The following is a 25603-nucleotide window of genomic DNA, read 5'->3' on the forward strand; positions in this document are numbered from 1 at the left end:
AAAATTGTATCGAAAACAGAAAAAATATCACTAAAAACTGTTCCCGATACATTTTTAATTCTGTTTGAATTTTACAGCTTCCAATGCTACATCTTTTACAGCTTGTGTATCAGCTACTTTTTGCAAAGCGATAACATAAGCAGCAATACGAGGCGTCACATTGTGTTTTGTCGCAATTCTGAAAACAGTCTCAAAGCCTTTTTCTAAAATATCTTCCAGTTTCTTGTTTATTTGATGGATTCTCCAGGATTCCAAAAGTGAGTTCTGAAGCCATTCAAAATAAGATACTGTTACTCCTCCCGCATTGGCCAGAATATCCGGAACAACCAAAACATTATTATCATGAAGAATTTTATCAGCATCTGAAGAAACAGGGCCGTTTGCCCCTTCTACAATTATTTTAGCCTTAATGTCGGCGGCATTTTTTTGTGTAATAACATCTTCTTTTGCTGCCGGAATCAATACATCAACATCCAAAAGCAATAATTCTTCATGTTTGATTGCTACCGAATTTGGATATCCTTTGATACTCTTATTGTTCAGGTTATAATACAAAATCAATTCCGGAATATTAAGTCCCTCAGGATTGTAAAAAGCTTCAGATACATCGCTTACAGCAACGACTTTTAATCCCTTTTCATATAAAAACAATGCCGAATGCAGTCCAACATTTCCAAATCCCTGAATTGCCACTGAAGATCTTGCCGGTCTCAATTTTAATTTTTGAAGCGCCAAAAGCGTAATAATGCTTACTCCTCTTCCTGTCGCTTCTACCCTTCCCAATGAACCTCCTGAATGCAGGTGTTTCCCAGTAACAACAGCATGAATTGTTTTGCCGTGAACCAAAGAAAATTCATCCATCAGCCAGCCCATTTCGTCAGGACCTGTTCCCATGTCCGGTGCAGGGACATCTTTTTCAGGACCAAAAATATCCGATAATGATTTTGTGTAGGCCCTTGTAATTTTCTCTAATTCTGTTTTTGAATGTTCTCTTGGATCGCAAATAATGCCGCCTTTTGCTCCTCCAAACGGAATTCCGGTTACAGCAGATTTCCATGTCATCCAGGCAGCCAGTGCTTTTACCTCATCAAGATTTACAGCCGTATCATAACGAATTCCCCCTTTTGATGGCCCTAACGCAGTATTGTGAATAACACGATACCCTTCAAAATTTTGAATTTTACCATTATCAAGTGTAATAGAAAAATTGACTACAATTTGTTTCTCTGGTTTTTGCAATTTCTGTCTGATAGATTCATCAAGATTTAAAATATCGGCTGCGATATTAAAACGATCAATCATTGACTGAAAAGGATTCTGTTTAATTATTTCTAGGCTCATAATTTTTAGTTTTAAGATTTTTATTCAATTGATTTTGAAATTTTATATTTTAAGGTCTTCTGTTTATTACAAAAGATTTTTCACATTTTTCTGTACCTAATTACTATAGCTGCAACATGGGATTTTTATCAGACAGCATTGCATCAGCGTATTAATGTATTTATTTGGTCTCATATCTGTATTTTATATCAATTCCTAAAAAAAGCCTTTCATGGGCATGAAAGGCTAAAAAAAAAAAATAACAAGTACTTTCTATTAACGCCATTCCAAGACATGATTCAACATACAGCACATCGTGAAGCTGCAATTGAAAGACATCATATTTAGACTATAGTTTCTCATTGTTATGGCAAATTTATAAATATATTTTATAAATTCTATAGAATTGGTAGAGTTATTTTTAAAAAAAGAGAAAATATTTAAAAACAACCTGTAAATTAAGACATTACCAATCAATAAAATTTATCTAATTTGAGAATAAACAATAAAAACAATCGAAAATACGGCTAAAATAATTCCTAAAAAGTTGATTTTGGACAATTTTTCTTTGAAAAAAAGTACTCCAACCAGGCTTCCTAAAACAATAACCCCCATATTCATTCCGGCAAAAACAGTGGATGGATTTTCTGAAAATGACTGATGTGCCTTAAGATAAAACAATATATTTCCGAAATTAAATAATCCAACCAATCCTCCAAAAAGGATATTTTTAAGTTCCGGTTTTACTTTTTTCGAAACAGCATCATAGATCATAATAAATAAAGAGACAACTAAAGCAATATTAAAAACTAAAAATAAGGAAGTTGTATATGGCAGCGTACTGTAAAGTGCAATTTGTTTAAAAAGAATATCGATTACTCCAAAACCAAATAAAACAATCGCAGGATAAATCCACTTATTCTGTTTGTTTTCGGAAGGTTTTCTCAAAATAAATAAAAGCGCTAAAAAGCCAATCACAAGTCCAATTACTTTATAAAAGTTAAATTCTTCCTTAAAAATAAACCACGCCGCCAAAATCGGGATAAAAAGTGATAATCGCTGCGCTGCATCTGTTTTTACAATTCCCATATGCTTGATTGAAGCTGCCAAAAACACAAAAACAACCGGAAGCAAAACCCCTACAGCTGCATAAATATTCCATGGATCGTTTTTTGAAACCTCAGCCAGATCCGGACTAAAAGTCAAATAAGAAAACAAGAGGGCAAAAACATAATTAAAAGTTATTATCTGAATGGGACTGCAATTGTAATTACGAGTTATTTTAAAAATTACACCTACAGCTACACTACAAATAATACTTAAAATCAGAAACAACATATGCTTTTTTATTGCAAAAATAGTACTTAAAAACCGTTCAAAAAAAAGCCCGGATAGATTAATGAATCTTCCAGGCAGATATTTAATGCTTTATATCTTTTAGTTTTTGATTGCAACTATGTCCTTTTGCTTTTTAGCAAAAATATGATGTGAGTTAAAAACCAGCACAGCAAGAAAAATAACACTGTATGCCAGAATCTGCAACGGTGTGATTTTCTCCTTATAAACAAAACAAGCCAGTCCAAAGGCAATCATAGGATTAATATTCAGTAACATTCCTACTGTTGAAGAATTGATTCCGCCCAATGCGTACAGATTTAAGAACAATGGTATTATGGTAAAAAATATGGCTATGGTTTCAATGCAAAAATAAAAAGTGAAATCTGTAGGCACCTGACCGCGATATACCGGGTAAAAAGGCAACAAAACCAATGCGGCCAAAGATATATGAATTGTCAGGATAATAAACTTGTCAAAACCTTTGTTAACACGCTGACTCACTAAATAACAGGCATAAGTAAATCCGATAATGATGCTGAAAAACATATCCATAATGTCTGCATACGATAACAACAAACACCCCGAGATACTTAATCCAACTGCCAGCCATTGTGTCTTACTTAATTTTTCATGCAGGATAAAATATGCCAGCAAAGTGGTTAAAATAGGGCAAACCAGATAAGCCAGAGAGGTCGCTTTTACAGTAACATGGTTCATTACATAAATAAAAGTAAACCAGTTTGCCATTAGAAAAAAGCTTCCGCCTATATTCAGTAAAATGGTAGTTCTTTTTTTAGAAGGAGATAAGCCTCTGAAAACTTCTATTGTTTCATTAATATTTTTTCGTTTAAATAAAAAAGCAATAAGCAACATTAAAACACTGCAGCTAAAAACACGATAGAATAAAATATCAAGTGAGGCATATTCGTGTATTGGTTTTAGCACAAGGCTAAAAAATCCCCAAACAGTATAAGCGGTAATGGCAGCGAGGTAATATTTTGTAGTTTTCATTATATTTTATTGGTGTAAAACTGATAAGGCAAATTTCTTAAAAATAAAACAGCAATACAGATACAGTTTTTGTAAATTGCAGCAGAACAGTTTTTTTTATGAAAAATTCAAATTATCTCTATTTACAGTTTGCCGATGTTATTGAAAAACAAATAAAATCGGGGCTTTTAAACGTTGGAGACAAATTGCCTTCAATCAGGGAAGTCTGCGCTGAAACTGGCTACAGCATGAGTACGGTAAGCAAAGCTTATTACGAAATTGAAAGCCGGTCTCTAATTGAATCAAGACCGCAATCCGGTTATTATGTAAGCAATATTTCGGCAAGGATTGCTCCTGAGCCAACGCCCAGCTCTCCTACTCTGACCACTCAAAATATTGACCGTGAAGATCTAATCGATATGGTTTACGGAAATATGACCAGTACCACTGTTACCATGCTTTCGCTGGGTTTTCCTTCGAATGAACTTCTCCCGATAGCCAAACTGAATAAAGGAATGATTCAGGCGATGCGCCAACTGCCAAATAGCGGAACCAGTTATGAAGAAATGCAGGGCAATGTTAATCTTAGAAAAGAAGTAGCCCGTTGGTCATTTAACTGGGGCGGCACTTTAACTGAAGATGATATTATCACGACTCCCGGCTGTGTGAGCGCAATTTCGTATTGCTTGATGGCTGTAACAAAACCAGGCGATACAATTATTACAGAAAGTCCTGTTTATTTTGGTGTATTGCAGCTGGCCAAATCATTGGGCCTGCATGTAATGGAATTACCAACCAACATCACCACCGGAATCGAACTGGAAGCCTTGAAAAAAGCCATTTCCACCAAAAAAATAAAAGCTTGCGTATTGATGAGTAATTTCAGTAATCCCTCAGGGAGTATGATGCCTAATGAGCATAAGGCAGAAACCGTTCGCTTAATGGAGTTACACAATATTCCGCTTATAGAAGATGATATTCACGGTGATTTGTACTTTGGATCAGCCAGGCCAACAAACTGCAAAACGTATGATCAAAGCGGAATTGTGATGTGCTGCAGCTCCGTTTCTAAAACTTTGGCGCCAGGTTATCGGGTGGGCTGGGTTGTTCCGGGGAAATTTAAAAAAGAAATTTTACGGACAAAATTATATCATACTATCTCCTCTCCTACCATAACCCATGAAGTTGTTGGAGATTTTTTGAAAAACGGCAGATATGAAAATCATCTTCGGAAGATTCGACAGATCCTGAATCATAACTGCAATAATTATATCAACACCATTTTAGAATCTTTCCCTAAAGGGACAAAAGTAAGTCAGCCTCAGGGTGGTTTTTTTCTTTGGATTGAACTTGACAAAAGAATTGATACTGCCGAATTTTATCATTTGGCGATGAAACATAATATAAGTATTGCTCCGGGACGAATTTTTTCTTTTCAGGATCAGTTTTCAAATTGCATGCGCCTGAGTTTTGGTTTACCCTGGACCAATGAATTACGACATTCCATACAAACATTAGGCAAATTGGCTCAGCAAACTTTATAAATTACATTTATTTTAAATATAAAAAACCGGACAGTACAACTACTTACTGTCCGGCCAACAGTTAAAAGACCAAAATTAATTTTAATTTATAAAACAAAATAAGCGTTGCTGTCCACTTTTTTCGGTTCGTTTTCTAAATCAAACTCTTTAAGAATATCAAATTCGCTTTGATACTCATTCAGCATTTGCTTAATATTTTTTTCGATTGTATTTGCAATAGTGGTAACAGGTGTATCTGTAGCTCTGTTTTCGAAAGGATCCTGCAAATGAATCGCCATTCTTTCGATCAAAAAGAAAGCAGCCGCAATAGCTGTAATCAATGGGATCGCAAACCAGCTTAAAACACTTGTCAGCCCAAAAGGAAGCAGAAAAACAAATAAACACAGTGTTAATCGAATATACAAACTATATGTAGTTGGAAAAATGGTGTTTTTAATTCGCTCACATTTCCCCATTTCATCACATAATCTCGAAAGTGTATTGTCAATTTCTACCTGTTGATACATGTTGATACGCTTCTCATTTTTAGCATTCCTGAGATCACGTGCATGCAGCATCAAAATAGCGTTTGGAACGTTTTGATGATTTTTGATGTATTTTATTTCTTCTTCACTCATCAAACCTGTCAGAGGTTTTATAGCATCTTTGTTTCGAAGTGCCTGACCTAAACTATAACACCATGCAATTTGTCTTTTCGCAAAATTCTCTTTGAATTCACTTGCTTCAACAGAAAAATCCGGATCTTTGTAAAATGTCAAAACCTGACGAATCAATGTCCTGGAATCGTTTACAACTGCTCCCCAGACGATTCGGGCTTCCCACCATCTGTCATAAGCCTGATTCGACTTGAAAGCTAATAATAAGGAAATAATCGTTCCTATCATTGTTGGAATCGCTATTGGAATATCAACCGGAAGATTAATAAAATAATGATGAAAAATTTCAAATAATATGGTGTAAGCCAATACGAGAATAATTTCTACTTTAATTTTCCCGAGAACGTACTTCATTGGTATTCTTTTCTTTAATAACATATTTTCGGTTTTAAATTAATTTTAAGTCTTTAGTAATTAGTCCTTAGTGATTAGCTTAGTATTGCTTAAACCTTAAAAGGCCAATTACTCTTTTCTAATCACGCTTTACTAAACCAATTAAACCAGTTCCTCATATAATGAAAGTACCGGAAGCCCTGATTTTTCATTGATACTGTGTTTTTTTACTTTTTTGAATTTAATTTTTTCGCTTTTACGTGTCTCTACTAATAAATCGATATCATATTTTGAAATAGCCTCAGACAAATAAGGAGCAAACTGCTCGTAGTCATTATCAAAATTGCCCGTTTGACTGACAATTTCAAATGAAAAATTAGCGCTTAAAAATTGTTGTACATCTTTAACATGCATATTGGCGCCGGCATTTTCTATATAAAGCGCTTTATTAAAATCTTCTTTATTTACTTCGGTACCTAAATGTAAAATCGGACATTTTTGATTTCCTGCCAATTTTACCAAATACTGATGAATTCGTTTGGTTTCTTGTTTATAAGAATGAGTCAGAACAATTAACTTAACCGCAAAAGCTTCGATAATTCCTTTAAGAATAGAGGCTGAAAGTCCGTATTGGTTATGAATTTTTAATTTGCAATTTGCAGTGTGCTCTATAATGTATCGGCAGGTTTCCAGAACTTCTTCCTGGCTTGCTGTAAGTGCAGTTCTCATTTCGCGTAAAAATTGTGCAGAAGAAAAAGCATCCGGTGTATCAGAAACCATCATTAAAATAATCTCACAATTAGTGTTTTTTGCCTGATTAATTGCCGATTTTACAGCGCTGACAGTATCAAGTTCTAAAGTAGTGGGTATAAGGAAATTTTTCATATGTATAATTGTTTAGTTTATACATACAAAATAACACAGGGTAAATTAGACAGGGCTTAATCTAAAATTAGAATTTTCTAAGATTCAATATTAGAATTTTTAATATTCGCTCTTTTAGAATTTTCTTTCTTAAAAACAATAGTTACAATTGTTCCTTTGTTTTGTTCTGACTGCACTTGTATTTCACCATCATGCATTCTGATAATTTTTGAAGCCAAAGGAAGACCTAAACCATATCCTATATATTTAGCTGCAATTTTTCCTCTGAAGAAAGGCTCATATAAATGCGGAATATCTTCTGGCGGAATACCAATTCCGATATCGTTAATCGATATTTTAATCCATTCATTATTAGCTGAAAGGTTTACAAAAACTTCATTATTATCAGAATATTTTACACCATTTGTAATAATATTGTTGATAGCCAATTCTAATAATGGCTTATTACACGGAATCAATAGCAAATTGGAATCTTTTGGCGCAAAATTAAGTTTGACACTCACGCGGTTATCCGGATAAATTTTATCCAGATCTGATTTTACATCCAGTAACAATTCATCAATCCTGGCAATATCCTGTACCTGTTTTTTTCCGTCGTAACCTGTTTGTGTCAGTTTCAGTAAGCTTTCGGTTAGATTTCCTAATTTTGAAGCCTGGCTATAAATATTTTCTAAAGACTGAATATATTCCGGGACCGGTCTTTCTTTCAAAAGCATAATTTCAGATTCGGCAATAATAGTTGTAATTGGCGTTTTTAATTCGTGGGAAGCATTATTGATGAAGTTCGCCTGAATCTCAAATGAAGTTTCCAGACGATCTAACATATCATTAAATGTATGTGTAAGATCTGAAATTTCATCTGAGTTTTTAACTTCCGGTAATCTATTATGAAGATTTGAAGCACTAATTCTATTTACCTCTTTCGTAATTCGCGCCACAGGATTAATTACTCTTTTTGCTAATATTCTACCAAAAAGGAAAGCAAGAATTATAAAGCCAATGCCTCCAAAAATTAATATTTTAGCAATATAAATTGTCGTTGTTTTCCCTCTACGATCTCTTGCACCAACTATTACAATATATTTTTGATTGTTTTCAGTAAAAACCTGACCTAAATAATACTTGCTGTTGATTTCAAAATAGTCTTTCCCGGTACTTAAAATATTCGAGTAAAATTTATTAGGTAAATTTAGTTTTGTATTATAATCGAAACTATTCGCACTGTTTATTTTCAGAACATATTCTTCTTCTTCAATAAGTTCTTCCAGACCATTTTTTTTAAGTTCACTGTAATATTTGCTTTTTTCAGGATCGTTCTGAAAATGAATTGAAGAAACGATTTTTGCTCTGTCTTCTAATCTTTTTAAGAAATGATATCTGTTATTTTCCCTAAAAAAAACAAAAACAATAATACACAATAGCAATGTACTAAAGGTAGAAAGGGCAACGTATGTATAAGTAATTTTTTTTCTTATATCCATTTTATGGCTGTATAACGTAACCTAAACCTTTCATGGTATGAATCAGTTTGGTTGTAAAAGGTTTGTCAATTTTTTTCCTCAGATAATTGATGTAAACATCCACAACATTGGTATTCATATCAAAATTAATGTCCCAAACATTATCTAAAATCTGATCTCTGGAAACAATTCTGCCCGTATTTTTGGCTAAATAATATAATAACTTGAATTCCTTTGCCGTTAAAATAATGGATTCTCCTTCTCGTTTTACGGTTTTGGCATTGCTGTTTATTTCTAAATCGCCAATTATAATAGTATCTACTTTTTCCGTTTCCTGATTAGCCCTTCGATTTAATGCATTCACCCTTGCATCAAGTTCTCCAAATTTAAATGGTTTAACCAAATAATCATCTGCACCCGCATTGAGTCCTGTTACAATATTCTCCGAAGTACCTAGAGCTGTTAAAAGCAAAATCGGAACAAAATTTTTGGCAGCACGTAATCTTCTGCAAATTTCGATTCCGTTAATATCAGGCAGCATTACATCTAAAACGACTACATCAAAAGTATAATTCTGAATCATCTCTAAAGCCGTTTTCCCATCAAGAGCAACGCTGACATCATTATTGTTTTCAGCGAATCCTTTGCGTAAAATGGAAAGTAGATTTGGTTCGTCTTCGACTATGAGTAGTTTCATTGAGCAGATGTATTTTAACAAAAATAAGAATTGAAATGTAAATACAAATTACTTAAACCTGAATTATGATTTTATTATGAAGAAAATAAAGAAATAAACTACTATTCAAAAAAATTAATCGCTTTTAAGCCAGCCTGTAATACTCATTCTGGCATTTTGGGTTACCAAAACCTCATGAACCAATTCATTACTTTTAAAGAAAACAGTTTTTCCCTGAGTTGGTGAAATCTTTTGATTATTATTTTCCTGATGAATCATCAATTCTCCACCATCGGATTCTTTCCAATTACTGTTGAGATAACTGATCATTGAATATTTACGACTTGGATTATTTTTAAACTGATCGAGATGTTTCAGGTAGAAATCGCCTTTGTCATATAAAGAATAATGAAATTCATAACCTGTAATTCCGGCATAACAACTCTCATTTAGATAAATAATAAAGGCATCAATCTGATCAAAAAAGGCATTTTCAAAGACATTGTTATGTTTTTTATCTAACCAATATATTGAATCACTTCTGATAGCTCCGTCATAAGAAAGCTTTTCTGAATTCCCAATTCCAGCTGCCATCAGTAAGCTTTTCTGATTTAAATCAAGTAAATTTTGTTTTAAATGATTCGCCAATTCAGGGCTTAAAAAATATTCCGATATTCCAACTTTATTCTCAATATAACTCGCAATCAAATCTTCGAAACCTTCTTCCATTTTTCTTTTGGGAAAGACTGCAAATACAGCCAACGGAGCAAGGTAGCCGAAATAAAACTAGTAATAGCTTTATTTTCAATAAATAAAAAACCCGACAGGTTTTTAAAAACTGTCAGGTTTGATTTTGACGTAATCTTAATTTATAATTTACAATTCACAATTTATAATTTGCTAATATAACTTCCGTACATATCTTTAAACTGATGTCCTTTTGCAAAACGATCTTTACTTAATTTTTTATACTCTACCAAAGCCCATAAAATAAATTCTTTCATGAAATATTGATCCTTTTTGTCTAATTGTGGCTGGTATTTTTTTATCAGAACATCTAAAGGAGTTACTTCGTCTAAAATAGTTTGATATTCAGCATCAGAAGCTTCGTCTAATAATTCGAAACCGCTTTCTGCAAAAAACCACTCAATCAAATCAGAATATGGAGTTTTTCCACCTGGTTTTTCCAGTTTTTCAATTTTCGGAAAGAAATCAGAAAATAAAGTTCGAATTGCCGAACCAATTAAACTCTGTGCTACAGCTGCTGCCCCCTCCTGCTCTCCTTCATACACCAACTCCACTTTTCCTGTAATAGCAGGAATGATTCCGATAAAATCTGACAAACGCAAAACTGTTTTGTCTGTTCCGGCTTTTAATGCGCGACGCTCAGCCGTACTTATCAAATTCTCAAAAGCTGTGATACTCATTCTGGCACTTATACCACTTTTATTATCAATGTACTCACTTTCACGTGCTTCAAAACTAATTTGTTCTAAAATATCTCTTGCCAGCTCAGGAACATAAACTACATCCGTTTGATTTTCATCCAGTTTTGCTTCCTGCTCTGTAATCGTTCTGGCAATTGCCACACTTTCCGGATAATGCGTTAAAATTTGAGAGCCAATCCTGTCTTTTAGAGGCGTTACAATACTTCCACGATTAGTATAATCTTCCGGATTTGCTGTAAAAACAAACTGCATATCAAGTGGCATTCTTAATTTAAAACCTCTAATCTGAATGTCGCCTTCCTGTAAAATATTAAATAACGCCACCTGAATTCTGGCTTGCAGATCCGGCAATTCATTGATTACAAAAATACAGCGGTTCGCTCTCGGAATCATACCAAAATGTATTACCCGGTCATCCGCATATGATAACTTTAAATTGGCTGCTTTTATCGGGTCAACATCTCCAATCAAATCGGCTACTGTAACATCAGGAGTAGCTAGTTTTTCAAAGAAACGCTCATTTCTATGCAGCCATGAAATTGATGTTTCATCTCCTTTTTCTGCTATTAAATCTTTTGCAAAACGCGAAATCGGATTCAAAGGATCGTCATTAATCTCTGAACCGGCAACAAACGGAATATATTCATCTAATAATTCGATCATTTTACGCGCCAGTCTGGTTTTTGCCTGACCGCGAAGTCCTAATAAATTAATATTATGACGAGATAAAATTGCTCTTTCCAATTCAGGAATTACAGTATTTTCAAAACCATGAACACCTTCAAAAACGGGTTGACCTGATTTAATTTTCTCACGAAGGTTATTTCGTAATTCGTCTTTAATAGATTTGGTTATGTATCCTGATGCCTTTAATTGGCCTAATGTTGTTATATTGTTTATTTCCATTTTTTATTGAAATATCGATTTATTGTTAATTATATGAACTGTGTCAAACGAACAGCAGTGCGTCTCTACCGTATACGTTTCATTAATTTATTTTCAAAAGAAGCCTCTGAACCTTAGTACCTCAGAATCTTTGAACCTTATTTAACTCTTTTCTTCCTATTTGTTTCATAATCTTCAAAAATCATTTCTCCAAGACCTTTTAGTCCTGTGTAAAATGCTTTTCCCTGATTGGCTTCTGTAAATTGATTGACAAATCGCTGTAAATAAGGATCTCTGGCAATCATAAAAGTTGTAATCGGAATGTGTAATTTTCGGGCTTGCTGTGCCTGTGTATAACATTTGTCTACAATATATTCATCAAGACCATTGCTGTTCATATAATAGGAACCGTCACGCTCACGCACGCAGCTTGGCTTTCCATCAGTAATCATAAAAATCTGCTTGTTGGTATTTCGTTTTCTTCGCAAAATATCCATTGCCAGCTGTAAACCTGCTACAGTGTTGGTGTGATATGGCCCAACCTGTAAATACGGTAAATCTTTGATTGGGATTGTCCAGGCATCGTTTCCAAAAACCAAAATATCTAAAGTATCTTTTGGATAACGCGTTGTAATTAATTCGGCCAAAGCCATGGCTACTTTTTTGGCGGGGGTAATTCGGTCTTCGCCGTACAAAATCATACTGTGGCTAATGTCAATCATCAAAACAGTACTCATTTGGGCTTTGAATTGGGTTTCTTCAACAACCAAATCATTTTCGGTCAGCATGAAACTTTCAACACCGTTATTAATCTGGGCATTTCGCAAACTTTCTGTCAATGAAATACGTTCTAAACCATCTCCAAAATTAAATCCCCGAAATTCACCGGTATGTTCATCGCCATTTCCGGCATGTTTGGTTTTGTGATTTCCGTTTCCGGCGCGTTTCAAATTACCAAATATCTGGTCAAGTGCTTGTTGTCTGATTGCCCTTTCAGTTTTGGCAGTAATTCCAAAACCAGCTGTACCATCGGGTTTTGCTTCGTCTTTTATGTAACCTTTCTTTTTTAAATCTTCGATAAAATCATCGATTGTGTAGTTTTCGTCGGTGAGTTTGTATTCTTTATCCAACTCCCGAAGCCAGTCTATAGCTTCGTCAAAATCTCCCGAAGTATGGGTGATCAGCTCTTTGAAAATTCCAAAAAGTTTTTCAAACGGAGACTGAAAAGGTGCTTCGTAAGTCTTAAAATAAAAACCTTTTTTAAATTCGTTTTTCATAGTTCTAAAATTAATCTTTTTTAGAGCCATGAAAAACGAAACGTTTATTAATTTTTAGTTAAAATACGGGAGTAAAGCATTCTCTTTTTGACAAGAAAATTTGCAATTATTCAATTTCCATCAACATAAAACCACATGCCATTTTCGAATTTAAATGTCGAAAATTCGTGATGAATTTGCGATTTTTGATTTTCATCCAAAAAATAAGCATTAAACTCTACCTTATCTTCTGTGTAAAATAAAATTTCCAGTTGTCGCCATTTATTACTTGTGGCCCATCTTAAAATTTCAGCTTTTGAGTAATATTGCCTTTCAGAAACATAAGTCGTTTCTAAAAGATAATCGGCATTATGAGTCGCATAAGCCGAATATCTCGAACGCATTAAGGCTAATGCAGTCGGTGCTTTTTGATTTTTTTCGAGATATAATCCACAACAGTCTACGAACAGCAAACCTGTATCGCAAAAGCATTTTTTACTCTCCATCAACCGCTTCTTCTCCATTAATTTTTACATGAAGCTGATTCAACAAAACCTGATAACGAGTGATTTCTCTCACTTCTTCATCTTCTTCAGCAAAATCAATCATTTCGTCTAAAACTTCACTTACCTCTAAAAGTTTGTTATTGGCTTCCCTGTTATTTTCAGCAGCAATCAAATCAATGATTTCCTGTACACTTGCTTTTAAAGTTTCAAATTTTGTATTCATAAATTTTTATTTTTTTTTTCGCCACGAATTCACGAATTTAATTCAATTTTTATTTAAATATAATTCGTGGCTGATATTATTTATTCTTCTGTTTTATTTTCATTGAATTTCTTCACAATCTCTTTGAGCTTTTCTTTGCGCGAAACTTCGGCTTGTTTTTTCTTAGCCTGGGCTTTATGCAATTTGTCATTGTGAATTTTGATATTTCGTTCGTTATTGCGTCCCATTATATTTCTCTTTTAATTTCTTCTAAACTTTTTTCAGTAAAAATCAATTCGTTAATAATCTGTTTTCTCAAATCGGCAATATCATCATAATCAAAATATTTTGCCCAAGATGTTAATTGCTGCAGATTCCTGATTTGTTTTAAACGTTTTGTGGTTTCAAAACTTGTTCTTAAAATTGCTTTTCCGTCATAATCCGGATTTTTCTTATGCTGATAATTTGCCAGACTCTTTTCGAAATTTACTTCTATATAATAGAGTTTCTCTTCGGCATTATCCGGATAAAATTCTTCCCAGGCAGCAAAACCAATTTTTGTTTTCGATTCGGTTTCCGGTTCACGGGCAATTAAGCGCCATTTACTATTGGCTAATCTTCCCCAATGATTGGAAACGCGATACATTCCTGCTTCAGTATAATAATAAGTACTTCCTGCTTTGCTTTCGAACTGCTTTTTTAAACCTTCAATTTCATTTGGAAGCACTTCATTAAAAACACAAAAGGTATTCTTAAAAGAATTAGGATGTGGCTTAAAGTTTTTTTGCATGTGCAAATATACTCAGATTGTCACGAACTCCCTAAAACAAACCAAAATTGATTAACTTTGCAGCTCAATTTAAAATAAAAAAACTATGTCTAAAGATTCACAAGAAAAAATGCCGCAAAAAGGAGTTTATACCGGCATCATCGAAAAAGATGAAAACAACAATTATTTTTGTGGTCAATATCTTTTAGATTATAAAACTGTACAGTCTAACTTTAAAGAAGGTGATTGGATCACAATTAAGTCGGTTATCGAAAATCCAAGCGATATCAGTTATGATAAATATCCGAAGAAATCTAAAAACTTCGATAAGGCCAATCATAAACCTGAGAATAAATAATTAAAATTTGTTTCAAGTTTTTTTGTTTCAAGTTTCAGGTTAAAATCTAAAGGTCTTATAAAAACGAGTGCCTTAGCCCCGATAAAAGTGGAAATCCTTTTATGCCGGGGTTCGGCATGAAAGATTAGAACGGATAGCGGGAATCAGCTCCTTGTTTTTTACATTATCTAATTTTCTAATTGACTTATTATCTAATTTTTACTTATTTTCTGAATATTTTTTCGATCAAAAGTAAAAAGTTAAAAAAAAGTGTACCTTTGCAAAAAATTTGTCTTTTTGAACAATTAACATCAATTTCAAACTAATAGACAAGTAGTTACCTTTATTTATGAAAAAAATAGTTGAATACAGAAAGTTACTAAACGTAGACAAAACTGCAGAATTAAAAGATTTAAAAACCATTTATCGTAATGCGATGAAAGAATCTCATCCTGACAAATTTCAGGGAGATGATGCTGGTTTGAAAGCTGCAGAAGAAAAAAGTAAAGCTATCATTGAGGCATACCACTTTTTAGTAAGTATTAATCCTGAAACGATTAAAGCAAATTTACCTGAATATACTGAAACGATTTCGACTTGTTCAATTACAGATTACAAATTTGTTGAAGGTCGTTTGATTATCGATTTTTCAAATGGAAGTGTTTATGAATACATTAGTGTCCCTAAAGCAACTTACATAAAAATGGTAAATGCTGATTCTCCTGGAAGATTTGCAAAAAGACACATTTTAAACTCTTTTACCTGGAGAAAAAAGACAAATCAGGAATAGATTTCTGCAATAATATCCTAAAGGCATTCTGACACCGGAATGCCTTTTTTTTATGCTAAAAATTATTAAAATCATCTCTATAATTCTGAATAATAAAATTTTTAGCTGTTTTTTAATTAACAAAAAACAATTAAACTGCTATCTATAAAGCATTTGACACAAAAAAAACTATAACAAAATTTTAGGTAGTAAAATTGTTGATGTTTTATATTTTTAAATACTTTTGTTGCACAAATCAATTAACTAATTAATTTTTTATAATGAAAAAAATATTTTTTTTACTTACCGCTTCTGCAGCGATAATTTCTTGCAGCAAAGTTAAAGACGGAGAATTCCTTATTACGGGAACTGCAAAAGGAATTGAGAACGGAAAAACAATAATTCTTCAAGGTCAGGATCCAACAACAATGGCAGTTTTAGCACTTGATACTGTAAAAGTTGAAAATGGAAAATTTGAAATAAAAGGAAAAGTTACTGAACCTGCTTTTCATACTTTAATTGTTCAGGATTTACAAGGTCCGGTTCCTTTTATCTTAGAAACTGGTGAAATTAAAATTGAAGTTGATAAAGATAGTATTCATAAATCAAAAATTTCAGGAACTTACAGCAATGACGAGTATGTAAAATTCAATGAAGATCTTACTAAAGTTCAAAAAAGATTAATTGATTTTCAGAAAAAAAATACTCAAACGATGCAAGCTGCTCAACAAAAACAAGATACAGCAGTTATCAATGGTTTAATGAAAGAATACATGGCTATTCAAACTGATGTTCAGGCTGAATCTAAAAAGAAATATACAGCTTATGCTGAAACACACCCAAAATCTTTTATTTCTGCTTTAATTATTCAAAGCTTAGTTAACGATCCAAGTGCTGACTTAAAAAAAACAGAAACCTTGTACAACTCTTTAGATGAGTCTTTGAAAAACACAAAACCAGGAAAAGCTACTAAAGAAAAAATTGGTCAAATGAAAATGCCTGCAGTTGGTGCATCAGCTCCTCCGGTTGGCAGTGCTAAATGAAGATCAGATTTTTCAGCTCCTAACCCTGAAGGCAAAACGATATCGCTTAAAGAAAGTTTAGGAAAAGTAACAATTGTAGATTTTTGGGCTTCATGGTGTGGCCCGTGTAGAAAAGAAAATCCAAATGTTGTAGCAATTTACAAAGAATTGCATTCAAAAGGACTAAATATCATTGGCGTTTCTCTTGACAAGGAAGCATCAGCCTGGAAAGAAGCCATAGCAAAAGACAATTTAAGCTGGACACAAGTTTCTAACTTAAAATTTTGGGATGAGCCAATTGCGAAACAATACGGAGTTGAATCTATTCCCGCAACCTTTATACTTGATTCATCAGGAAAAATCGTTGCACAGGATTTAAGAGGTCCTGAATTAAGAGCAAAAATATTAGAACTTTTAGCAAAATAATACATAACAAAAAACTCCAGATTTTCATCTGGAGTTTTTTTATGCTTAAAAGTAATTTTTGATTACTTTACTTTACAAATTCAATTTTTTGAACTTCTTCTTCGTTTACACTATCAAAGAACCCTTGCTCGTTCATCCAGTCATCGCTAAATACTTTACTCATGTAACGAGATCCATGATCAGGAAAAATTGCAATTATATTACTATCTTTAGTAAACTCCCCTTCTTCTGCGTATTGCTTTATAGCCTGCATTACGGCACCGGAAGTATATCCAACAAATAAACCTTCTTTACGGGTGATCTCTCTGGCTGAATGAGCACTTTCCTCATCTGTCACTTTCATGAACTTATCGATCATATCAAAATCAGTTGCAGACGGAATTAAATTTTTACCCAGACCTTCAATTCTGTAAGGATAAATTTCTTTAGTATCAAATTCTCTTGTTTCATGGTATTTTTTCAATACCGATCCAAAAGCATCAACACCTAAGATTTTAATATTTGGATTTTGTTCTTTTAAGAATTTTGCAGTTCCGGAGATTGTTCCTCCTGTTCCGCTACAAGCAACAAGATGTGTAATTTGTCCTTTTGTCTGCTGCCAGATTTCAGGACCTGTAGTATTGTAGTGTGCATCAATATTTAGCTGGTTAAAATATTGATTAATGTAAACAGAACCTTTAGTCTCTTCATGCAAACGTTTTGCAACGTTATAATACGATCTTTCATCATCTGCTGAAACGTGAGCCGGACAAACATAAACTTTTGCCCCTAAACTTCTCAACATGTCAATTTTATCTTTGGATGATTTTGAACTTACTGCCAATATACAGTTGTAGCCTTTTATAATGCTTACCATAGCCAAACTAAAACCTGTATTCCCGGATGTTGTTTCAATTATGGTATCACCTGGAGATAAAATTCCTTTTTTCTCCGCTTCTTCAATGATATATAATGCTATTCTATCTTTTGACGAATGTCCCGGATTAAAAGCTTCTACCTTTGCGTAGAAATTTCCTTCTAACCCTTCGGTGACTTTATTTAGTTTAATAAGCGGGGTATTACCTATTAACTCTAAAACATTATTATAAGCATTTATTTCTTCTTTCATAAAAAAATAGTTAATCAAGGCATTTTTAAATAACCCCGATAGGTTGCAAATTTAACAAAAAATTTCTAATTAGCTTTTAATTTTCTCTAAATCTAATAAAAAACTAAATTCCTTTGCTAAGTCTTTTAAAGCCTCAAAACGTCCCGAAGCCCCACCATGGCCAGCATCCATATTAGTATCTAAAAACAATAGATTGTCATTTGTTTTTAAACTTCTAAGTTTAGCTACCCATTTAGCCGGCTCCCAATATTGAACCTGCGAATCATGCAATCCGGTAGAAACATACATATTAGGATATTTTTGCTTTTGTACATTATCATATGGTGAATATGATAACATATAATCATAATATTTTTTATTATTTGGGTTCCCCCATTCGTCATACTCTCCTGTTGTCAGCGGAATACTATCATCCAACATTGTTGTAATAACATCAACAAAAGGAACCTGGGCAATAACGCCGTTATACAAATGTGGAGCTTCATTTATAATAACTCCCATCAAAAGTCCTCCGGCAGATCCACCCTCTGCATATAAATGTTTAGCAGAAGTATATTTCTCGTTTATTACAAATTTAGAGCAATCGATGAAATCTGTAAAGGTATTTTTCTTTTTTAACAGTTTTCCATCTTCATACCATTGTCTTCCTAAATCCTCACCTCCTCTGATGTGGGCAATTGCGAATATAAATCCTCTATCTAATAAAGAAAGTCTGGTAGATGAAAAATAAGTATCCATAGTAATTCCGTACGAACCATATGCGTAAAGTAACAAGGGATTTTTACCATCTTTCTCTAATCCTTTACGATAAACCATCGAAATTGGCACTTTTTCTCCATCTCTGGCCGTTACCCAAATTCTTTCTTCGATATAATTGTTTTTATCAAATTTCCCTCCGAGAACCTCTTGCTCTTTTAAGATTTCTTTGGTTTTGGTTTTCATATTAAAATCAATTACAGACGATGGTGTCGAGAGTGATTGATAACTGTAACGTAAAACATCGGTATCAAAATCAATATTGGTTGTTGTATATGCATTATAGGTCTCGCTTCCAAAAGGCAAATAATAGTCCGGTTCGCCATTCCATGGCATGATTCGAATATGATTTAACCCATTTGAGCGCTCTTCAACAACTAAGTAATTTTTGAATATTTCAATATCTTCCAACAAAACATCTTCACGATGCGGTATAAGATCTTTCCAGAATTTTTTCTCAGTTCTGTTCTCAGGCGTTTTCATCAACTTAAAGTTCGTAGCCTTATCTTTATTTGTTAAAATATAAAACGAATCTTCGTAATGTGAAATACTGTATTCTAAACCCCGAACGCGCGTTTGAAACACTTCAAATTCTCCATCAGGATTATCCGAATTTAAAATCCTGTATTCAGTCGTTAAAGTACTTCCTGAACCGATAACAATATATTTTCTGGATTTTTCTTTACTTACCGAAACATTAAAAGTATCATCGGTTTCATTAAAAACCAAAACATCAGTTGCAGAATTAGTATTTAATTTATGTCTGAATACTTTATCTGACCGTAAAGTAATTTCGTCTTGTCTGACATAAAAAATGGTATTGTTGTCATTTGCCCAAACTGATTCTCCCGTTACATTTTCGATTTTATCCGGCAAAATTTCTCCTGTTTGTAAATTTTTAATCTGAATAGTGTAAATTCTTCTCCCTACAACATCAACAGCAAAGCTGGCAAATTTGTTATCAGGACTAACACTTAATCCTCCTAATTTAAAGTAGGCATGACCTTTTGCCAATTCATTGCAATTGAACATAATTTCTTCTTCAGCAGAAAGGCTTCCTTTTTTTCTGGAAAAAATGGGATAATCCTGCCCTGTTTCAAAACGGGTAATATAATAATAACCATTATAAAAATAAGGAACAGACGAATCATCTTCTTTAATTCTTCCTTTCATTTCCTCATACAAAGATTCCTGCAAACCTTTAGTATGTTCAGTCATTTTCTGATAATACTCATTTTCCTTATTCAGGTAATCAATAACTTCCGGATTTTCTCTGTCATTCAGCCAAAAATAATTATCGATTCGGGTTTCTTTATGTTTTTTTAGGGATTTTGGAATTATTTTGGCCTGTGGAGCCGGTATATGATTTTGCATTGATTGAGCATTTGTTTTTATATAAGACAAGGCAAAAATAAGATATAGTGAGTAGAACAGAATTAATTTTTTCATAAAATATTACTTTATTATACACCGTAATAAACTAATTTTGTTGAAATAATTTAAAATCAACGAAAATGGATTTAATGGGAATGATGGGCAAACTTAAAGAAACCCAACAAAAAATTGAAGATACAAAAAAACGCCTTGATACTGTTTTAATAGATGAAGAAAGTGCTGACGGATTATTGAAAATTACAATTACAGCCAGCCGAAAAGTAAAATCAGTTTCTATTGATGATTCTTTATTAGAAGATAAAGAGCAACTTGAAGATTATTTAATTGTAACCCTAAACAAAGCTATCGAAAAAGCGACCAGTGTTAACGAAAGAGAATTGGATGCTGTAGCCAAAATGGATATGCCAATGATTCCCGGAATGGATAATCTTTTTAAGTAAAACTTTAAAATTGTTTCAAGTTTCAGGTTTCAAGTTAATCGCTATACAAACCTGAAACCTGAAATAAAAATAATCTGAAACAAAACTTAGAACTTTTGAAGCGTTTCAATCACATAGGTATGCATAACTTCTTTATAATCTAAGTGCGTAACAACTCTTAGTTTATTATGCCCAAGCGAACTTATCAAAATATTTTTCTGCTTCAATTTTTCAATTAACAGCTGATCGCTATAACCTTCTGCTAAAGAAAAAATCAAAATATTGGTTTCTACAGGTTCAATAGCTGCTACCCATGATTTTGTCTTTAAAACTGCCGCAATTTCCTTGGCTCTTCGGTGGTCTTCAGCCATTCTTTCGATATTATGAGCTAAAGCATACAATCCGGCTGCTGCCAAATAGCCAACCTGACGCATTCCTCCACCCAGTATCTTCCTGATTCTTAACGCTCTGTGAATATCTGCTTTACTTCCTAATAAAATTGAACCAATTGGAGCCCCCAATCCTTTTGATAAACAAACCGAAATGGTATCGAAAATTGCTCCAAATTCTTTAGGATTTTGTCTTTTTGCAACCAATGCATTCCAAATTCTCGCTCCATCCAGATGGAATTTCAAATTATTAGCATCGCAAACTTTTTTTATTTCTCTTAAATCTTCTAATTCATAACAGGCACCACCGCCTTTATTGGTTGTATTTTCTACACAAACCAAACTCGTTAAAGGACTGTGATAAAACTCAGGATCATTTATCGCTGCAGCAACCTGAGCCGCATTTATCATTCCTCTGTCACCATCTAATAAACAGCATGAAACGCCACTGTTAAAAGAAACCCCACCACCTTCATAATGGTAAACATGAGCATATTTATCAGCTATTAATTGCTCTCCCGGTTGTGTATGTAATTTAATCGCAGTTTGATTTGCCATAGTTCCTGACGGAAAAAAAAGTCCAGCTTCCATACCAAAAAACTCAGCTACCCTGGTCTCTAATTCGATAACCGTCGGATCTTGCCTGTATACGTCGTCGCCAACATGAGCGTTGAACATATACTGCAGCATTTCGTAGCTAGGCTTGGTAATAGTATCGCTGATTAAATTTATTTCCATATTCTAAAAACTATATCTTATTTTTGTAGTGCAAAATTACGTATAACTGATAGTTATTAACAGCGAGTTTTAATAAATTTTAACTTGCGGTTTATTACTCAACCAAATTAACGTAATATTTGTAAAAAACATATAAAACTACTATTAATTTATGACAACAGCCGAACAAGTAAAAGGTATTGTGGAGCGCCTTGGTGCGTTGAGGAGGTATCTTTGACGTTGATGCCAAGCTAATCGAAATTGCAAACGAAGAAGAAAAAACTTTTGCTCCTGATTTTTGGAACAAACCAAAAGAAGCAGAAATAATTGTAAAAAATCTTCGAAACAAGAAAAAATGGATTGAAGATTACGACAAAGCTGTCGAACTTACAGATGAACTCCAGCTTGCTTATGATTTTTATAAAGAAGGAGAACTTTCTGTTGAAGAACTGGATGAAAATTACAACACAACGCAACTTCACATTGAGAACATCGAATTCAAAAACATGCTTTCTGATGAAGGTGACAGCTTAAGTGCTGTAGTTCAAATCACTGCCGGAGCCGGTGGAACCGAAAGCTGTGACTGGGCAGGAATGCTGATGCGTATGTACATGATGTGGGGAGAAAGTTATGGCTATAAAATAAAGGAACTCAACTTTCAGGAAGGTGATGTTGCCGGAATAAAAACCGTAACTTTAGAATTCGAAGGCGATTATTCTTTTGGTTATCTGAAAGGAGAAAATGGCGTTCACCGCTTAGTCCGAATTTCGCCTTTTGACAGTAATGCCAAACGCCATACATCGTTTGTATCTGTCTATGTTTATCCGCTTGTTGATGACAGTATCGAAATTGACATTAATCCTGCTGATATCGAGATTACAACATCCCGTTCAAGCGGTGCCGGAGGACAAAACGTAAACAAGGTTGAAACCAAAGTACAGCTGGTTCACAAACCAACCGGAATCCAGATTCAGTGTTCTGAAACCAGATCTCAGCAAGACAACAGACAGCGTGCTATGCAAATGCTTCGTTCTCAATTGTACGAAATTGAATTAAAGAAACAACAAGCGCAACGTGCCGATATTGAAGCCGGAAAGATGAAAATCGAATGGGGCTCACAGATACGTAATTATGTAATGCAGCCTTATAAATTGGTAAAAGACGTCCGTACCGGATATGAAACCAGTGATGTTGATGGTGTAATGAACGGAAATATTGATCCGTTTTTAAAAGCTTTCTTAATGATGATGGGGCAAAAAGAAGAAGAATAATATCGTTTTCAGTCACAGTATTCAGTTTTTTAGTTAGTCACAGTAAACTTGAAACATGAAACTTTAAACATGAAACTAAAATATGAAGTTATGATTAAATGGTCAGATGTAATTCATTTTACAAATAAAGGAAATCCAACTCCGGACAAAAGAGTAGAGAAAACAGAAGAAGAATGGAAACAGCTTTTAACACCTGAAGAATTTCAGGTTGCCCGTTTAAAAGGCACTGAAAGATCGTTTAGTTCTGAATTATGCAGTTTGTTTGATCCGGGAATTTATGAATGTAAATGCTGTGGTACTCTGCTTTTTGACGCCAGTGAAAAATTTGAATCCGGGACAGGGTGGCCATCTTTTACCCAGCCTCTTAAAGAAAATGCAATTGCCTATCATGCTGACAAGTCATACGGGATGATTCGCGTCGAAGTAGTCTGCAATACCTGCGATGCCCATCTGGGACATGTTTTCCCTGATGGTCCGGGCCCAAGTGGCTTAAGATATTGCATCAACGCGGTTTCTCTTACCAAAACAAAAGAGTAACATTTACATCAAAAAATTAAAAGCGATTCATCCTGAAAAATGAATCGCTTTTTTGCTTTAAATTGATATTTAAGACATTACAAACAGAAAAAAAATCTATTTAGCAAAATATTATTTTAAACTTTATCCTGTTAATGTTTCATCTACAGAATGTTAATCTTTAAATTAGGATATAAAAACACTTTTGATTTATTCTTTTTTGTATTAAAAAGAAAATTATATAAAAAATTCAAACTGAATAAATTATCCAGTTTTATTGCAAAATCTGACCTATCGCAACACAGCCCCTCTTTAAACCAACAAACACAGGCTTTTAACTGATTAACAATGCATTAAAACTAATATATTATTGCAAAAAACATTAATAAATCATGTTTATTGAATCAGTTTACAGCAAAATAAAAAGCTAAAGGATAGTCAAAAATTCCTAAAACAATTAATAATTCAGTATTTTAAATGTTAAAAAAATACTTTTAAAGTTTTTAATTCAAAATATAATTAAAAAACTTCAAAATAAGATTAGGTAATTCAAATCTTATTTATTTTATTTGGCGAAAATTAACCCAAATAAAATTTTAATTCATTAGATGAAATCCTATTCAATTCAAGAAATTAACGAAGTAATAAAAGGTGAAATTTATGGCACTACTTCTCAATGCATAACAGCTACGGAACAATTAGAAAAAGCTACGACTTCTGAAATTTCTTTTATAGGAAATAAAAAATATGAAAAATTGTGGGAAGCTTCTAAAGCCTCAGTAGCAGTTGTTAACGAAGACATTTCTATTGAACCGGGAGACAATCGTGCTTTTATTAAAGTAAAAAATGCTGATTTGGCCATGTCTCAAATTTTAGCCCTTTTTGCTCCACCTAGTCCGATATTTCATAATGAAATTCACAGGACAGCAGTAATAGACGAAACCGCTATTATTGGCGAAGGAACTAAAATTGGGGCAGGATGCTATATTGGCCCAAAAGTAGAAATTGCTGCAAATGTTACGATTTATCCCAATGTTACTATTCTGGATGAATGTACTATTGGTAAAAATACTATTATCTGGTCCGGAGCTGTAGTTCGTGAACGTTGCCATATTGGCAATGACTGCATTATTCATCCAAATGCAACGATTGGGGCAGATGGTTTTGGATTCCGTCCTTGTAAGGAAAAAGGGTTAGTAAAAATTCCACAAATCGGAAATGTAATTATAGGAAACGGAGTAGAAATTGGTGCCAATACTTGTGTTGACCGTGGAAAATTCAGTTCTACTATTCTTGGAGATGGCTGTAAAATTGATAATTTAGTTCAAATTGGACATAACAGTAAACTAGGCAAGTTCTGTATCATGGCAGGAAATAGCGGTTTAGCCGGTTCTGTAACTTTAGGAAATGGGGTTATTATTGGGGGAAGCGCTTCTATAAAAGATCACACTACGATTGGAGACGGGGCTGTAGTTGGTGCTGGTTCAGGTGTAACGGGAGATATTCCGGCAGGAAAAACAATGCTTGGATACCCGGCTGTTGAAGCTCGTGACGCTTTAAAACAATGGGCAATTTTAAAACGACTTGTCTGCGATTCTAAAAAATAATCAAAATAATAAAATATAAAAAAACAGAAGTTCCCTTCTGTTTTTTTTTTGCTCCATTATATAAACCTGAAAAAAAATTATAAAGCTTCACATTCAAAACCTAAAATTTTCATCAAAAAAATAATCTCTTTCATACTATTATTATCTGACTCAAACCTCAAAATACAGTCACAATCTTCAAGATCAAAATTCCAATTAGAGTTTGGAAATAATTTATTCAATTTTGGTGTCACTTTTTTTACTTTCGAAATGTTGTCAACATTTGTCTTGAATACAAAAATCATAACTATTATTAATTTTGAATTTTACTTAAAATTTTAGAATCAATATAAAAAGTTCCAAACGGAATTATACAAGCCAAAAGTACTTTCCATGTTATTTCTTTAAATTTCCAGTTCTGCTCTACTCCTACGCTCAAAGTATTAAAAACAAAAAGCAGAAACAAAGCTCCGTGAATCGTTCCCACAGGTCTCGTTAAAAAAGGCATTTCAAAAATATATTTCATTGGCATTGCTATAAAAAGCAAAATTAAAAGAGAAGTACCTTCAAGGAATCCAATAATTCGTAATCTTCCGGTATTTGTCAGGAGTAAATTTTTCATAA

At 33.5% G+C, this 25603-nt stretch carries 26 protein-coding genes and 1 pseudogene; 9 read left to right on the top strand and 18 right to left on the bottom strand.

Annotation, left to right across the window (positions count from 1 at the left end; all coding sequences use genetic code 11):
• Window positions 1-54: 54 nt before the first annotated feature.
• The 3 genes from DMB68_RS18815 to DMB68_RS18825 all read right to left on the bottom strand — a co-directional run bounded on the left by DMB68_RS18815 (window position 55) and on the right by DMB68_RS18825 (window position 3669).
• Window positions 55-1341 (bottom strand): Glu/Leu/Phe/Val family dehydrogenase, encoded by a 1287-nt coding sequence (locus DMB68_RS18815; protein WP_231131690.1) that lies wholly within the window; start codon window positions 1339-1341, stop codon window positions 55-57.
• A 462-nt stretch (window positions 1342-1803) separates the two neighbouring features.
• Complete coding sequence (locus DMB68_RS18820) at window positions 1804-2658, bottom strand: DMT family transporter (RefSeq protein ID WP_110348183.1); 855 nt, start codon at window positions 2656-2658, stop codon at window positions 1804-1806.
• Between the two features lie 99 nt (window positions 2659-2757).
• Window positions 2758-3669, bottom strand: a complete 912-nt coding sequence (locus tag DMB68_RS18825; protein ID WP_110348184.1) for an EamA family transporter — start codon at window positions 3667-3669, stop codon at window positions 2758-2760.
• A gap of 98 nt (window positions 3670-3767) precedes the next feature.
• Here DMB68_RS18825 and DMB68_RS18830 point away from each other — a divergent pair, with 98 nt between their 5' ends.
• Window positions 3768-5192, top strand: coding sequence for an aminotransferase-like domain-containing protein (locus tag DMB68_RS18830; protein ID WP_110348185.1), 1425 nt, complete (start codon window positions 3768-3770; stop codon window positions 5190-5192).
• Window positions 5193-5278: 86 nt separating this feature from the next.
• On the opposite strand, the gene DMB68_RS18835 is transcribed toward DMB68_RS18830, so the two are convergent.
• The 11 genes from DMB68_RS18835 to DMB68_RS18880 all read right to left on the bottom strand — a co-directional run bounded on the left by DMB68_RS18835 (window position 5279) and on the right by DMB68_RS18880 (window position 14289).
• Window positions 5279-6226, bottom strand: coding sequence for a bestrophin family protein (locus tag DMB68_RS18835; RefSeq protein ID WP_110348186.1), 948 nt, complete (start codon window positions 6224-6226; stop codon window positions 5279-5281).
• 117 nt (window positions 6227-6343) lie between these two features.
• Window positions 6344-7066, bottom strand: a complete 723-nt coding sequence (locus DMB68_RS18840) for a universal stress protein (RefSeq protein ID WP_110348187.1) — start codon at window positions 7064-7066, stop codon at window positions 6344-6346.
• A 77-nt stretch (window positions 7067-7143) separates the two neighbouring features.
• Window positions 7144-8547 (bottom strand): sensor histidine kinase, encoded by a 1404-nt coding sequence (locus tag DMB68_RS18845; protein ID WP_110348188.1) that lies wholly within the window; start codon window positions 8545-8547, stop codon window positions 7144-7146.
• 1 nt (window position 8548) lies between these two features.
• Entirely contained in the window at window positions 8549-9223 is a 675-nt protein-coding gene (locus DMB68_RS18850; protein ID WP_110348189.1) for a response regulator transcription factor, read from the bottom strand.
• Between the two features lie 114 nt (window positions 9224-9337).
• Window positions 9338-9931, bottom strand: coding sequence for a 2OG-Fe(II) oxygenase (locus DMB68_RS18855; RefSeq protein WP_110348190.1), 594 nt, complete (start codon window positions 9929-9931; stop codon window positions 9338-9340).
• A gap of 161 nt (window positions 9932-10092) precedes the next feature.
• Window positions 10093-11556 carry an AAA family ATPase gene (locus DMB68_RS18860; RefSeq protein WP_110348191.1) on the bottom strand — a complete coding sequence of 488 codons (1464 nt, stop codon included), beginning with the start codon at window positions 11554-11556 and terminating at the stop codon, window positions 10093-10095.
• Between the two features lie 137 nt (window positions 11557-11693).
• Window positions 11694-12812, bottom strand: coding sequence for a vWA domain-containing protein (locus tag DMB68_RS18865; RefSeq protein ID WP_110348192.1), 1119 nt, complete (start codon window positions 12810-12812; stop codon window positions 11694-11696).
• A 110-nt stretch (window positions 12813-12922) separates the two neighbouring features.
• Window positions 12923-13297: a YchJ family protein gene (locus DMB68_RS18870; protein ID WP_110348193.1), complete on the bottom strand. Its 375-nt coding sequence runs from the start codon at window positions 13295-13297 to the stop codon at window positions 12923-12925.
• Window positions 13287-13520 (bottom strand): hypothetical protein, encoded by a 234-nt coding sequence (locus DMB68_RS18875; protein WP_110348194.1) that lies wholly within the window; start codon window positions 13518-13520, stop codon window positions 13287-13289. Before DMB68_RS18875 ends, DMB68_RS18870 begins: the two co-directional genes overlap by 11 nt.
• 80 nt (window positions 13521-13600) lie before the next feature.
• Window positions 13601-13747 (bottom strand): hypothetical protein, encoded by a 147-nt coding sequence (locus DMB68_RS23415; protein ID WP_091290999.1) that lies wholly within the window; start codon window positions 13745-13747, stop codon window positions 13601-13603.
• Complete coding sequence (locus DMB68_RS18880; protein WP_110348195.1) at window positions 13747-14289, bottom strand: hypothetical protein; 543 nt, start codon at window positions 14287-14289, stop codon at window positions 13747-13749. The genes DMB68_RS23415 and DMB68_RS18880 overlap by 1 nt, the downstream gene beginning before the upstream one ends.
• Window positions 14290-14374: 85 nt before the next feature.
• On the opposite strand from DMB68_RS18880, the gene DMB68_RS18885 reads away from it, so the two are divergent.
• The 4 genes and pseudogenes from DMB68_RS18885 to DMB68_RS18900 all read left to right on the top strand — a co-directional run.
• Complete coding sequence (locus DMB68_RS18885) at window positions 14375-14626, top strand: hypothetical protein (protein WP_110348196.1); 252 nt, start codon at window positions 14375-14377, stop codon at window positions 14624-14626.
• Window positions 14627-14954: 328 nt separating this feature from the next.
• The gene (locus DMB68_RS18890) at window positions 14955-15395 is read left to right on the top strand and encodes a KTSC domain-containing protein (protein WP_110348197.1); all 441 of its coding nucleotides are present in this window, start codon (window positions 14955-14957) and stop codon (window positions 15393-15395) included.
• A gap of 260 nt (window positions 15396-15655) precedes the next feature.
• Entirely contained in the window at window positions 15656-16417 is a 762-nt protein-coding gene (locus DMB68_RS18895; protein ID WP_110348198.1) for a DUF4369 domain-containing protein, read from the top strand.
• An 18-nt stretch (window positions 16418-16435) separates the two neighbouring features.
• A pseudogene (locus DMB68_RS18900) lies at window positions 16436-16822 on the top strand (peroxiredoxin family protein); the annotation flags it as partial.
• A gap of 67 nt (window positions 16823-16889) precedes the next feature.
• Here DMB68_RS18900 and DMB68_RS18905 read toward each other — a convergent pair.
• Together DMB68_RS18905 and DMB68_RS18910 are read right to left on the bottom strand one after the other, a co-directional pair.
• Window positions 16890-17930, bottom strand: a complete 1041-nt coding sequence (locus tag DMB68_RS18905) for a PLP-dependent cysteine synthase family protein (protein WP_110348200.1) — start codon at window positions 17928-17930, stop codon at window positions 16890-16892.
• Between the two features lie 69 nt (window positions 17931-17999).
• Window positions 18000-20135, bottom strand: coding sequence for a S9 family peptidase (locus DMB68_RS18910; RefSeq protein ID WP_165830173.1), 2136 nt, complete (start codon window positions 20133-20135; stop codon window positions 18000-18002).
• 65 nt (window positions 20136-20200) lie between these two features.
• On the opposite strand from DMB68_RS18910, the gene DMB68_RS18915 reads away from it, so the two are divergent.
• Window positions 20201-20521 (top strand): YbaB/EbfC family nucleoid-associated protein, encoded by a 321-nt coding sequence (locus tag DMB68_RS18915; protein ID WP_110348202.1) that lies wholly within the window; start codon window positions 20201-20203, stop codon window positions 20519-20521.
• Between the two features lie 86 nt (window positions 20522-20607).
• On the opposite strand, the gene DMB68_RS18920 is transcribed toward DMB68_RS18915, so the two are convergent.
• Window positions 20608-21627, bottom strand: coding sequence for a threonine aldolase family protein (locus DMB68_RS18920; protein ID WP_110348203.1), 1020 nt, complete (start codon window positions 21625-21627; stop codon window positions 20608-20610).
• Window positions 21628-21778: 151 nt separating this feature from the next.
• On the opposite strand from DMB68_RS18920, the gene prfB reads away from it, so the two are divergent.
• The 3 genes from prfB (at window position 21779) to lpxD (ending at window position 25000) form a co-directional block, all read left to right on the top strand.
• A protein-coding gene (gene prfB, locus DMB68_RS18925; protein WP_110348204.1) for a peptide chain release factor 2 occupies window positions 21779-22877 on the top strand; the annotation gives its coding sequence in 2 pieces (ribosomal slippage) (window positions 21779-21841 and window positions 21843-22877; 1098 coding nt in all).
• Between the two features lie 90 nt (window positions 22878-22967).
• Window positions 22968-23414 carry a peptide-methionine (R)-S-oxide reductase MsrB gene (gene msrB, locus DMB68_RS18930; protein WP_110348397.1) on the top strand — a complete coding sequence of 149 codons (447 nt, stop codon included), beginning with the start codon at window positions 22968-22970 and terminating at the stop codon, window positions 23412-23414.
• Between the two features lie 587 nt (window positions 23415-24001).
• Window positions 24002-25000, top strand: a complete 999-nt coding sequence (gene lpxD, locus DMB68_RS18935) for a UDP-3-O-(3-hydroxymyristoyl)glucosamine N-acyltransferase (RefSeq protein WP_110348205.1) — start codon at window positions 24002-24004, stop codon at window positions 24998-25000.
• 292 nt (window positions 25001-25292) lie between these two features.
• Here the strand turns inward: lpxD and DMB68_RS18945 are convergent, their stop codons facing one another.
• Window positions 25293-25601 (bottom strand): DUF3817 domain-containing protein, encoded by a 309-nt coding sequence (locus tag DMB68_RS18945; RefSeq protein WP_110348207.1) that lies wholly within the window; start codon window positions 25599-25601, stop codon window positions 25293-25295.
• Window positions 25602-25603: the final 2 nt, after the last annotated feature.

Source organism: Flavobacterium hydrophilum (genome assembly GCF_003202405.1).
GTDB classification, from domain to species: domain Bacteria; phylum Bacteroidota; class Bacteroidia; order Flavobacteriales; family Flavobacteriaceae; genus Flavobacterium; species Flavobacterium hydrophilum.